We start from the raw sequence: 12,011 nt of genomic DNA on the forward strand, positions 1-12,011 counted from the left end.
ATGAAGCACCATTCGTCTTCGCCAATCCAACGGCCGTTTACTGGGCGGAGCCGACGTCTGAACGGCTGAACGACGCGACAGGCGAATGACGCTTCCTGGCCGATTGTTGCCGATCTCGGCACTTTTTGTGGTTGGATAGCTCCACGTAAATGCTGGGTCTGCTGCCCGCGTGCGGGCATTTGTTGCGTCGCGCGCGCGGCTTACGAGCGGCGAGCGAATTGGCCCACCAGCGCCCGACTTAGATCGTCAATGAGCGGCTCCAAGGCTGCGTCATCGAACCGTCCACAGTCGTTTGCGAGGTCCAGCGCACGCGAGAAGTACACCAAAGGCGTCGCGCACCGCGAGGCGAACGGAGGGCAATCGCTGACCGAGGCGGATGCACGTGCAGCCTGTGAACGTGGGCTTCTCAACGGCCTCGTTGATGCCGACGACGCGACGAGAATCGAGCACTGCCTGAACGAGCACGGCGCGATGCCGGTCGGGCTGGCTGTGCTATTCAACTGACGGAGCCGCAATGGCGAAAAAGGGCATCGCATCCCTGGGAGCGGCCCTTCATGCTGCTATGTTGTCCAGAGGGGACGTCTCTGCGCTGCGCGCTGAGATCGATGCGGATGAGCGCGTGCAGCGGGACTCAGCATCGATCCGGAGGTCGAGCGCTTGGTCGGCCGTTTTTCACTATCAAAGCTATGTCCGTCGGCCTCACCTTGCAGCATCACTACGACGGCCGGTTAACGCATCTGCTTGGCTGACCGCTTCAGGTTCGTATACGTGATATCCGAAAACGAATCATTGGGACGGCCTACGCGAGCTCGTTTGCGTCTGCTCAGCCATTAAAGAGATTCACACTGACGTGCACCACCCGAAACAGGTCATCGCTTGAATGCATATGCCTAGACTCATAGGCCCACTTCATCCCATGTGCTGCCGTATCGCCACGCTGATCGAGGGGCTTGTTCTTGTCTGCGTGCTCGCGCAGGCCCTTAACTAGAGTCGCGATTCCCTGATTCTTGACGTACTCGAACACGTACCCGGTTCGCATTCGCCCAGTGGAGTAACGCTTGATTAGTTGCTCTAGCGCTTTCGTATGGTAGGCCGGACCGTTGTAAATTTTCGCCTCCGCCAGTCGCTGCTGTCCACCAATGACGCCTTCCTGCCAGATGGTCAGATCAACCCGCCCATTGCTATAACTTTCTCGTCGCACGCAAAGGCCGGGATGCCGAAGCGAAGCCGCAAGGTAGGCGGAGAGCTTCTCCTCGCAGTCTTTGTTCAGGTGATGCGCTTCGGCCTCCATCTCGCTAATGCATTGTTCAATGTGCCGCTCGAGGTATTCATCGAAGGCAACGGAGTCACTTGCCTCCAGAATTCCGCGGAGCCCCGGAAACCAATCGAGTAGGGTTTTGAGATTGATCTGCATCGTATTTGACCGCCTACTTCGTGGAACCAAGCGTCCACCGAATGCTGAACTTGTCGGCCCATCCATCAGCCGGTTGAGTTTCCATCCGAGATTTGGCGCTTCGTAACACTTCGGTGATGCTGACTGGCCCGTCTGCACCGATAACCTGTCGCTCAAGGATTCCGACATCGTCGGCAGAAAGGAAATTCAAGACGGGGAGAAGCACGGATCGTGCAGGAATCCCAGCGTTCTGACTAACCGCGAGGAGCTCCGCGCGTGGCTGTTCAACCGATCGCGAATCCAACTCATCGAAGATAGCGTCCACAGCCCTCTTCCATACTGCATCTGTTCCGAATCGATCGTGCACTAGTTGCTGTGCTCGCCTTCGCGCAGCAGAAAGAACAGCATTTTCAGCAGCCCCCATTGATCGGACGCCAGCGACCTCTGATAAATCGATATCCTTGCCTTCTTTAAGCAGGTCGTAGATGAGCGCAGTGAATGGCGCCAGTGCTTGTTGGTCTTGTTTTAGAAGATGCTCCGCTTGTGCTTGGTGGGACAACATGGCCCGAACAACTGCCGCTTGGACCGTTCCCTTGATATTCCCATTCATGGCCACCTCGCGCGGGTTGTTTGCCACTTGGGCCATCGTGTTGGCATCCTCTCGGGCAATCATGGCGACCTGGTTGACCATAGCGACCTGATCGGCGAACGGAGTGGCCTCGCCAAAAATGGAGTTCAGCCGGGCGATAACCTGCGCTAGGTAAACCGGCACGGCCGCCTGACCGCCTCCGCCAGGTCCAATTGGCTTAAGGACGATCGAGTCGGGATCGAGCGTCTCTTCAGTGCCCGGTGCTTCCTTCGCCTTGATGTCGAATCCGGTGAGCACTATTGCGGATACATCAATCTGGTCTGGTGGTACGCCCTCTAGCCGCTTGGAGAGCAGCCTCGCGAAGCTGGCAAAGGCCTCCAAGTTGGCGTCGCCAAAATCGATGGTCTGCGCGATGTAGGTATAGAGCGTGCCGAACCGAGCCAACCCCGACTTGAAGTCAAGTAGCTGTTGGAGCACTTCGGCTGCCTCGTTGCGACGGGCGTCGGCGGCTTTCATACCGGTCTCGTTGCCTTGGGCCTTGGCGCCTTCATAGGCTCCCTCGGCCGTCAGGATTGCGGCGCGTGCTGCCTTGATCCTATCGTTGAACCTCTGGGTCGGTGCGCTGGTCGCAGCGTATAGCTCCTTGTGCTGCGCCCGCTCACCGGCTGCATAGGCTGCGGCCGATTTGAAGCGTACGACGGTGTAAGCCGCCACCTCGGCAGTCGTATAGATGCAGGCTTTGTCCAACTCAGTCTGCAGGTCGTAGACCACATTGGGATCCTGGACGGTCTGGATCCGGGCGCCGGCATCGTACTTGGCAAAGGCATCCAGTACCACTTGGGGCTCGTTGACGAAGTCGACGATAAACGTGGTGTCTTTGCCCGGGGCGATGCGATTGAGACGGGAGAGCGTCTGTACGATCTCCACCGGATTGGCGATCTTCTTGTCTAGATACATTGCAGACAGCTTGGGCTGATCGAACCCCGTCTGGAACTTGTTGGCCACGATCATCACCCGGAATTCAGGGCGGTCGAAGACCTTGCGCAGGTCTGAACCATACTGGCGCGGGTTCATCGTGCTTTCGGTGAACTGCTCGTCATTTTGGGCAGCGAAGGGGTCGTCTTTAAGCTGTTCGTCGGAGGGGTGCTTGACCTCCTTACCCGTCAGGGAGCCAGAGAAGGCTACTAGGGCTTGGAATGCCTTGTGCTGGGGGGTGGCCTCAATGTAGGCATCGAAGGCCCGTTTGTAGCGAACGGCAGCCGCACGCGAGGACGTCACGATCATTGCCTTGGCCGTTCCGCCCAAGAGCGGGGCGACGTTGGCGGCGAAATGTTCGACGACGAACTCCACCTTCTGGATGACGTTGGTCGCGTGCAGCGACAGCCACTTGGCCAAGGCACGCTTGGCGGCCTTGCTGTCCACGCGCTTGCCATCCTTGGCCGGTTCGCCCAAGTTGAAGGCGGTCTTGTAGGGCAAGTAGCCCGCCAAGACATCGAGGATAAAGCCTTCCTCGATGGCTTGGCGCATGGGGTACTTGTGGAAAGAGACGGGCAGGTTGTCATTGCTGGCCGGCCTAGTGGGATCGGCAGGCCGGCCAAACAAGGTCAGGGTGGCGTGCTTGGGCGTGGCCGTGAACGCGAAGTAGCTGACGTTGTTGGGCCGTACGCGCGAACTTTGGATCTTCTCCAGCAGTTCCTCGATGGTTAGGCCTTCCATCGCCTTGGCGTCACGCAGGGCAAGCGTGGCCTGCAGCTTGGAAGCGGCGGTGCCAGTTTGGCTGGTATGCGCCTCGTCGATGATGACCGCGAAGTTGCGATCAGCCAGCTTCCCGTTGGTCAGGATCTGCTCCATCGCGAAAGGGAAGGTCTGGATCGTGACCACGATGATGGGGGTCTGCCGTTCCAGGGCCCGGGCCAATTCGCCCGACTTGCTCTTGCCCGTATCCTTGTCGCCTATGGCGGCGATCATGTCGTGCTGGTGGTCGATCTGCCGGACGGCATCCTGGAGCTGTTTGTCCAGTACCGTGCGATCGGTGACCACAATAACCGAATGGAAAAGGTTGAGGCCATCTGCCGTACGCAGCCGGATCAGATCATGCGCCGTCCAGGCGATCGTGCTGGTCTTGCCAGAGCCGGCCGAGTGTTCGCACAAGTACGATTTGCCCGGACCATTGGCTTTGGCGTCGTCGATCATGCGCGTGACGGCATCCCATTGATGGAAGCGCGGAAAGATCAGCGTCTCCTTTTTATGGTGATTGCCGGCCAAGTCAACAACGTCCTTCTTCTCGGTATAGACGAAGCTGTAGAATATGCGAAGCCAGTTGTCGCGTTGACAGACCTGCTCCCAGAAGTAGGCCACCGGATATTCGCCATCGGCGCGTAGCGGGTTGCCAGCACGGCCTTCGCGGCCTTGATTGAAAGGCAGGAAGTAGCTGTTGGCTCCTGCCAACTTTGTTGCCATCTGGATATCGCTGTCCGACATCGCGAAATGGACGACCGCGCCGCGCTTGAAGGTGAGCAGCGGTTCGACGCGCCGGGTGGTCGGGTCTATTGGCAGACGGTCGCTCTTGTACTGCTCTACCGCGGCGCCCGCGGACTGGGTGAAATCGGTCTTGATCTCAACCGTCGCCACTGGGATGCCGTTGATGAAGAAGACCAGATCGATGGCCAACTGGCTACCAGGGCGGTACTTCAACTGCGGCACCACGCGCAGGATATTTGCCTTGTAGCGCTCCCAGGCTGAGGGGTCACGCTGGTCCTCAGGCAGGCCCTCGCTCAGGCTGATCTCGCCCGCGCCGGCCAGTTTGATGCCGCGGCGCAACACGTGGACCGTACCGTCTTTGTCCAAGGCTCGAGCCAGGCGGTCCATGAGCGTCGCGGTGGCCTTTTCTCCATTGCTCGATCGCAGCTTCTCCCAGCGTTTGGGCTGGGTGACTTGGATCCACGCTACCAAATCTTCTGGGTAGAGGGCATGATTCTGGTCGTAGCCCGAGGTGTCACCCGTGGACCAACCGCGGGTGACGAGCTGCTTGACGACGTAATCCTCGAAATACTTCTCGCGATGGGCGGTGTCGGTGAAAGCAGGGTGCATGGCGTGTCCTTAGGCGGCGATCCGCATGTCAATCTTGCCCGTGACGGCATCAGTGATTAGAGCGATGCGGTGTTCACGCAGAAGATCGATGGAGCGCTCGATCTTGGCGACTAGAGTGTCGATGCGCGAAGTAGCGCGGGCGAGATAGCTGGCAATGGCCTTTTGCTCTTCAATTTGAAAAGCTGGGAGCTTTACCTGACGGAAGTTGTTGAAATTGAGGTCTTGTCCGTCACGAATGAAAGTCGACGTCGCCTGCAGTCCGAAGATGTAGCCGGAAGACTTAAACAAATATGAGAAGTACGCAGGATCCACATGGGGACCAGCCACAAGCACGACATATGACGATCGGACGCAGCCCGGCGCCTTGACTCGCTCAATGCCGCCTTGGAAGCTCCGCATGCTGATGACGAAGTTATCGATGTCGGCATGCTTTCTCTTGTCGAGATGCATTTCCGCATGCGTTACCCGCCGCCCTTCCATTCTCTCGAACTCGGCTTTCGGAATCACCCCATACTTTTGAGTCGCAGAAAGCATCTCATCGTTTTCGTACGCGCGTGCGATGCTCTCCGAAAACAGCCACTGACTTGGGACTACGTTCCAATGAGCCGGCACCTCCCCCAGCCACTCGACCCCACTGTCCTTCATCGGCACTCCCGGGTTCAATCCTTTGGTCACGGCGTGTGTGATTAGGGCTTGGCGCTTTTCGCGCAGCAGCTCGATGAAGCGGGTCTTTTTTGCGACCAGGGTGTCGATGCGCGCTGTAGCGCGATTGAGGTGAGCAACAATATTTTGCTGAACCTCCCTTGGCGGAACATTTATAGGAATCGATCCAATCGTGTCTTGATCGAGACCAAATCGCGTTACGCCGGGCGTTTCGATCTCCAGATACTTGCGCGTCGTTTGCGCCTGAAGTGATCTGAAGAGGTACTCGGGAAGGATGCATGCATTGGCGCGAAGTTGCGTCAGGTGGTAGCCGCAAACCACGCCTGGGAGGCTCTCTGGAACCCACGCGGGTATGCCAATGTCATCAGCGGTTTCCGAGTCTTTCGTAATGATGACATCACCGGCCAATAGCTCAAATTTTTCGATCTCGGCTTGGCTAGCGGTAGCCTTCATCAACCCCTCTTTTGAGGTGATGCGTTCGTTGTAGTAGACATCGGTGTAATTGCAGAGAAGGACGGGGACCTGGTCGTCATACGATTTTTTGTCGACGTTGCTGTTCCGAATTGAGGCAACGAACCGAAGCCGGGTCGCGCGCCAGTCTTTCGGCATACTGTCCTGTTCGTTCATTCCGCCACCTCGTCGAGCAGCGTGGCAATCTCTTTTTCCACATTCTTCAATTCAGTGTCGATCTCGTGGAGGTCCCGCGGCGGAACGTATCTGAAGAAGTAGCGATTGAAGTTGATGTCATATCCGACCTTACCAATCCCGTGATCACGATCGTCGGTATAGCTGGCATCGATCCAGGCGTCGGGCACATGAGGCAGTACTTCGGTGGCCATGTATGCGTCGATGCTCTGATTTAGTGGCACCCTCTCGAAATCCTCCAACTCTTTGTCGGGGACTGGCGCGCCATCGACTTCCACGATGGACGCGTTGGGGTTACGCACGCCCAAAGAGCTTTCCAGCGCGGCGGCCAGGGGCTTGCCGAGCTTGCTGCTCAGGCCGGCTTTCTTGGCGGCGGCGGCCAAAGTGGCCAGCCATGCAAAGGGATGTACCTCGCCCAGATGCTTGCGGAGGAGGGCGAGCCAGCCGGCCTGCTCAGAGTCGTCCAGCTTGGCGAATGGTTTGCTTGCTTGGAGTGCCGCCAGGGCGTCCTCGGTGACGTGTACCGTGAGGCGGAGCGGACGCTGGACTTTGATACGGCGGTATCCGAAATCGCGGTAGTCCACGATGCGCGAGTTCTCGCTTTCCTCAAAGTCGGCATAGAGGCGGGCGATGACTTGGATTTGTTCGTCGCTGATGAAGCGCCGCTTGTTACCCTCGGATTTGCGCATCGGGGTGTGGAGGGAGGTCGCGTCGATCAACTGGACTTTACCCTTGCGGAAATCCGGCTTCTTGTTGGTCAGCAACCAGATGTAGGTGCCAATGCCAGTGCGGAAGAATATATCGGGCGGCAAGGCGACGATGGCGTCGATATAGTCGTTTTCGAACAGCCAGCGCCGGATTTCCGTCTCGCCTTGGCCGGCGTTGCCGGTGAACAGCGGAGAGCCGGACAGGACAATGGCCGCACGGCCACCGCCTTCGGCCGGGCGTTCCAGCTTGGCGACTAGGTGCTGGATGAATAGCATCGAACCATCCGACACGCGCGGCGTGCCAGCTCCGAAACGGCCCTCGAATCCTTTCTCTCTGGCCTCGCGCTCGACGGAGGCTTGGTCCTTCTCCCACTTCTTGCCGAAGGGCGGGTTGGAGAGGCAATAGTGGAAGCGCTTGCCGACAAAGGCGTCCTGGGACAGCGTGGATTTTGGGCCAGCGATGTTGGCCGAAAGGTCGCGGGCGGGCTCCGTCTCTAGGCGGCGCAACAGCATGTTAGCTAGGGCGACGGCGTGGGTCTCCGGTTCCAGCTCTTGGCCGAAAGGAATCAGCACGGGTGGCGCCTTACCCTGTGCTGTGTACCCGTCGACATGGTTCATCGCGTCGGTGAGAAAGCCGCCGGTGCCACAGGTGGGGTCGTAAAGGGTGCGGATCAAGCCCGGGTTGTTGCGGAACAGCTCGTCGTCCGGATCAAGCAACAGGGTCGTTGCCAGGTGGACCACGTCCCGCGGAGTCATGAAGTCTTCGGCCGCCTCGTTGACCTCTGCGCCGAAGCGACGGATCAGATGTTCGTAGATATTGGACATCACCCGGTCCGGAACGACGTCCGGATGCAGGTCAGTATTGGCGAAGTTCTGGCAGATTTTGAACAGGATGTCTGCTCGGGCCAGGCGGGTGATCGTATCGGAGAAGTTGAACTGCTCGAAAATGACGCGAGCGTTGTCCGAGAAGCCCGCGATGTAGGCGTCTAGGTTGGACTTGGTGTTGGTTGCACCCAAGGTGGCCAGCGAGTATTGCGACGTGTTGTAGAACGGCAGGCCCGCGGTCTGGCGGAGGATCAGGTCGATATCCAGACCTTTGACCTTGAACTTTTCGTGGGCTTGGCGAATGGCGTCGCGCGTAGGTTCGAGTACGCACTCGAGCCGGCGCAGCAGCGTGAACGGCAGGATGATCTTGCCGAAATCGGTGTGCTTGAAGTCGCCCCAGAGGTCCTCTGCGTTTTTCCAGATGAAGGCGGCTAAGGTCGTATCAGACGTTTTGGGGGCTTCGGCGGAGGTGGCAACAGTTTTGGTAGCTTGCTGATGGTTCATGTTTACTTCTGTTCCAGGGAATACTTCTTCGATGAGCGGGGCCGACCAGATCGGTTCGCCCGGCAATGGCGTTTCCCAAGTGAGCAAATTCAACCGTAAATTGTCGGCGTCGGCGTTGTGCTGCCAGCGACGGAATTGATTGAGCAGGAGCTTAACCGAACACGCCGAGCAGGGCCAACAATGAGGTTTTGCTGTTGCGCAATAATTAGGCAGCGGCGATTAGTCGCCGGTTTGCGCCCGTGTCTGGGCTTTGGGGGAAGGAAGTGTCCGTTCCCGATAGTCGCATGGAGCTTGCGCGAGATTGCGATCGCAAAATGTGATTGCAGTCACTAACGAACTGCTTTCAATGTATGATGAGAAAGCGAATAAGTAAAAAACCGCCTAAAGGCGGTTTTTTACTTTACCAAGTCTAAGATTCGTCTATTTATCGCTTCGACGTCCAAGGCTGCATTACGCCCCTTCATTTGCGAGCGATTCGAAAATGCAATTCGGATAACATTCGCCGAAAATTCCAAATCCGATTTCTGAGTTTCAATCGCCAACGCAGAATGACGATCAAAATCAAAAGATGCTTGCTTGTCATCTTTATTTTTCATCCTCATCTCCTTCGGACGACTTCACCAGACCTTGTTCCTTCAGCGACTGAGTAACCATTGCCTCTAACTTATACAAAGCCTCAAGCGATTTTTCGTGTCTTGGTTTTCGCTTATACTTTTGGACTTTTATAAGTCTACCAGATTCCTTCCTTTTTGTCGAGCCCATTTCAAAAAGCTCAAGGAAGCGCCGTGGTGCAACGCCCTCGTAGGCTACAATGCGCACCTTCTTTAAATCAGATGAATTCTCTGTGAGCGCATCGCTGTGCAATTTTATAGCGAGACTTTTTCTGTATGGTTCAATATAGTAAATATTTTTTATTCCCGCTGCAATTATATGGCGAGCGCAAGAGTGGCACGGATACGTAGTGCAAAAAAGACTTGCCCCAGAAATTTGTGAGCCCGCTACATGGCCGGCATTAATGATAGCGTGCATTTCCGCATGAACCGCTCTCGAGAACTCTATTAAACCCTTTAGGCGCGAGTTACCTTTAATGTTCTCGATAAGTTCCGCCTTCTTTGTCTTGTCTACAAATCCGGATTTAATTAACTCCCCCGAGATTAGTTTCGCTAGTTCAGCCTTTTCGTGATCGTTGTAACATTTTTCGCCATTATTCCAGCAGCGCTTGTCCTTTGTGTCGTCGGACAGATAAAGGCCGCCGCCGAACTTGGGCACATCGTTCCAGCCTACCGACAAGATATGCCCGTGACTGTCCGCAATCGCGGCACCTACTTGTCTCGACAGACAGGCGGAATTACTTGCAGCGGACCACGCCGCGTACATTGCTGCTTCATTCATGTGTGGAGTAACGACACTTCCCTCGAACAGAAGGCTAGCGAATCGGCCTACTTTTTGTTTTATCTCGTCGGCAGAGTTGTCCTCGACTCGGATGAAAAAATCTGCCTTTGGAAATGTGTCGGAAACTGTCTGTCCGTGTGCAATCTCCTCCCCTGAATCACGATCGATCAACGTATATACTTCGGCCGACGTCATTCCCATAGTTTCGAGGTTTTGAGCGCGCTGTTCTGGTGAGGAGAAGACGCCGACGAAGAACATTATCTCGGAGTAGACCAGGCGAAATATCTCGAGTTCGTGATTGTTCTTGATCGAATCGATGATGTAACATTTTCGACGAGACTGTGGTGAGTTGTCGGCCGCGGTCGCAGCTATACGATCAAATATGATCTTGTAAATTGCAAGTTCTGCAAGAACCCGCTCGCCATATTGATCGCGGAATTTATTTCCTAGCTCAATAAGGCTGTTAATTCGCTTGAATTCTGAGGATTCGTCTACGGTCGCTTGAAATACTTCTGGCGCTTTTAGGCTAAGAAATTCGCTTAATCTAATAACCTCAACATCATATCCATATTCGTGATTCAATATTTCTGCTATTTCTTGTCCGACGCGCTTAATGGGGGAGCCAATTGGGCCGCATAGCGCGATAACGAGCTCTTCGGTTTGCGTTTTTTTTACGCTGGCCGTCGAATCTGATGTCTTTTTGAAGTTGATAATCTGTGTTGCTGGCTGCGCACTCATTCTCGCTCCCCGAAAATCTTTGTTACACCGACTTTTTGCGGTGCAAGTTTGGTCATTAGATTAATATAGTACACGCTGCGGCGCTGGACGAGCACTACACGCTGATAGTTCGCGGAATCGGCCAACAACTGCGGAGCGAACGGTAAAAACGAATCTGAGCTCTGACGGGATATCGGAGAAACGCGCGGTAACTTGAGCCCCGGCTTGGACATGAGAGGCGGGTGCCAACGTGGCTCTTCTCTTAAAGACCAAATCTTTCGGCTGGCTGAGCGCAGCTCTGATGTGATCAAGCGCCATCACGCTCGACCAACTTGGTGCCATTGCTCGCGTCAAACGGAGCGAGAGTTGAACACTGCCTAACAGTGGCGCAAAGCGAAGAAAAGAGAAGACCACCGTCACTGCCAGCTCCTTGAATCTCACGGTGGAGTGTGATTGACGCCATTGAAACTGGGATGATGAGCCGTCGGTTTTCGCATAGTGCTGTAAAACGGGGGCGACTTTGGGGGTAAATCAGCAAAGGCGAGATTCCAGATGCCTGTCCAGAAGGGAATCTGATGGGTAGTTTGGTAGTCCTCCTCCCATCGCAGTGAAACGATTCCCCCCCGCGCATAGCTTTTTCTACGGCGAGCCGCCGGGTACGCGGTGCGCCAGGTGGTGCTCGATGACATCGGCAGGGAAGTGGCGACGCTCATGCAGAATCGTGCGCGCCATTGCGCGAAAACCATCGCCGGTGATTTCCATTTTCGTATCGTAAGCGAGTCGTTGAAGCGCGGCATTGATCGCCGCACCGCTCATCGGCTTTCTTCGATCGCGGCCCAGGAAAACGTAGCGGCACTGCCCGTAGAGCGCCTGGAATTCTCTCAGCATCTGGACTGACTGCGTAGCAAGCGGCACCAGATGCTCAGTCTTCGTCTTGGAAACGGTATAGCGCCATTGGGCCCTGCTCGAGGTCAACTTCCGCCCATTCGGCCTGCCTCAGTTCGCCGGGCCGCACGAACAATAACGGCGCTAACCGCAGTGCCGCGCGTACGACAAACGTGCCCGAACAGCCCTCAATGGCGCGGAGCATCTCGCCGACCTTCGCGGGATCCGTGATCGACGCGAAATGAGTATGCCGATACGGTCGCAGCGCACCACGTAAGTCGGCACTGACATCCCGGGCGGCGCGCCCGGTCGCAACGGCGTAGCGGAAGACCTGCCGGCAGGTCTGATGGAGCCGATGCGCGGTATCGTGAGCCCCTCGCGACTTTGCCCGACGCAGCACTTCGAGCACTTCTGGCGCGTGATGTCCGCAATCGGCCTCGACGCAAGCCACGGGAACAAGTCCTTCTTCAGGCGCCCCATAATCTTCCCGGAATGGCTGGCCGCCCAACGTGGAGCCTGTCTCTCAAACCACTCCAATGCAACTGCCTCGAAGGTCGGCTGGCAGGCTGATGGCGAGTATTACGTGAACTCTCGGCGGTAT

8 protein-coding genes and 1 pseudogene are annotated in these 12,011 nt (G+C 56.3%); 1 reads left to right on the forward strand and 8 read right to left on the reverse strand.

Translation table 11 applies throughout. The features are described from left to right. Nucleotides 1-249 precede the first annotated feature (249 nt). Complete coding sequence (locus ABQJ48_RS21050) at nt 250-504, forward strand: hypothetical protein (protein WP_367839933.1); 255 nt, start codon at nt 250-252, stop codon at nt 502-504. A 319-nt stretch (nt 505-823) separates the two neighbouring features. Here ABQJ48_RS21050 and ABQJ48_RS21055 read toward each other — a convergent pair whose 3' ends face one another. From ABQJ48_RS21055 to ABQJ48_RS21090, 8 genes and pseudogenes are all read right to left on the reverse strand, one after another. Then, nucleotides 824-1,414: a hypothetical protein gene (locus ABQJ48_RS21055; protein WP_367839934.1), complete on the reverse strand. Its 591-nt coding sequence runs from the start codon at nt 1,412-1,414 to the stop codon at nt 824-826. 13 nt (nt 1,415-1,427) lie between these two features. Beyond that, nucleotides 1,428-5,072 (reverse strand): type I restriction endonuclease subunit R, encoded by a 3,645-nt coding sequence (locus ABQJ48_RS21060; RefSeq protein ID WP_367839935.1) that lies wholly within the window; start codon nt 5,070-5,072, stop codon nt 1,428-1,430. 9 nt (nt 5,073-5,081) lie between these two features. Then, on the reverse strand, nt 5,082-6,362 hold the full coding sequence (locus ABQJ48_RS21065) for a restriction endonuclease subunit S (RefSeq protein WP_367839936.1): 1,281 nt from the start codon (nt 6,360-6,362) through the stop codon (nt 5,082-5,084). Next, the gene (locus ABQJ48_RS21070) at nt 6,359-8,416 is read right to left on the reverse strand and encodes a type I restriction-modification system subunit M (RefSeq protein WP_367839937.1); all 2,058 of its coding nucleotides are present in this window, start codon (nt 8,414-8,416) and stop codon (nt 6,359-6,361) included. The genes ABQJ48_RS21065 and ABQJ48_RS21070 overlap by 4 nt, the downstream gene beginning before the upstream one ends. 395 nt (nt 8,417-8,811) lie before the next feature. Then, nucleotides 8,812-9,012, reverse strand: a complete 201-nt coding sequence (locus ABQJ48_RS21075; RefSeq protein ID WP_367839938.1) for a hypothetical protein — start codon at nt 9,010-9,012, stop codon at nt 8,812-8,814. After that, nucleotides 9,002-10,546, reverse strand: a complete 1,545-nt coding sequence (locus ABQJ48_RS21080) for an anti-phage dCTP deaminase (RefSeq protein ID WP_367839939.1) — start codon at nt 10,544-10,546, stop codon at nt 9,002-9,004. Before ABQJ48_RS21080 ends, ABQJ48_RS21075 begins: the two co-directional genes overlap by 11 nt. Nucleotides 10,547-11,164: 618 nt before the next feature. Next, nucleotides 11,165-11,440 carry a hypothetical protein gene (locus ABQJ48_RS21085; protein ID WP_367839940.1) on the reverse strand — a complete coding sequence of 92 codons (276 nt, stop codon included), beginning with the start codon at nt 11,438-11,440 and terminating at the stop codon, nt 11,165-11,167. A 7-nt stretch (nt 11,441-11,447) separates the two neighbouring features. Further along, nucleotides 11,448-11,947 (reverse strand): annotated as a pseudogene (locus ABQJ48_RS21090) (tyrosine-type recombinase/integrase). Nucleotides 11,948-12,011 lie beyond the last annotated feature (64 nt).

Source organism: Paraburkholderia suaedae (assembly GCF_040812055.1).
Taxonomy (GTDB): Bacteria; Pseudomonadota; Gammaproteobacteria; order Burkholderiales; family Burkholderiaceae; genus Paraburkholderia.

Coding starts and splice junctions, on each gene's coding strand:
- ABQJ48_RS21055 (WP_367839934.1), bottom strand. CDS start 1,414: ATGCAGATCAATCTCAAAACCCTACTCGATTGGTTTCCGGGGCTCCGC.
- ABQJ48_RS21065 (WP_367839936.1), bottom strand. CDS start 6,362: ATGAACGAACAGGACAGTATGCCGAAAGACTGGCGCGCGACCCGGCTT.
- ABQJ48_RS21070 (WP_367839937.1), bottom strand. CDS start 8,416: ATGAACCATCAGCAAGCTACCAAAACTGTTGCCACCTCCGCCGAAGCC.
- ABQJ48_RS21050 (WP_367839933.1), top strand. CDS start 250: ATGAGCGGCTCCAAGGCTGCGTCATCGAACCGTCCACAGTCGTTTGCG.
- ABQJ48_RS21060 (WP_367839935.1), bottom strand. CDS start 5,072: ATGCACCCTGCTTTCACCGACACCGCCCATCGCGAGAAGTATTTCGAG.
- ABQJ48_RS21080 (WP_367839939.1), bottom strand. CDS start 10,546: ATGAGTGCGCAGCCAGCAACACAGATTATCAACTTCAAAAAGACATCA.
- ABQJ48_RS21075 (WP_367839938.1), bottom strand. CDS start 9,012: ATGAAAAATAAAGATGACAAGCAAGCATCTTTTGATTTTGATCGTCAT.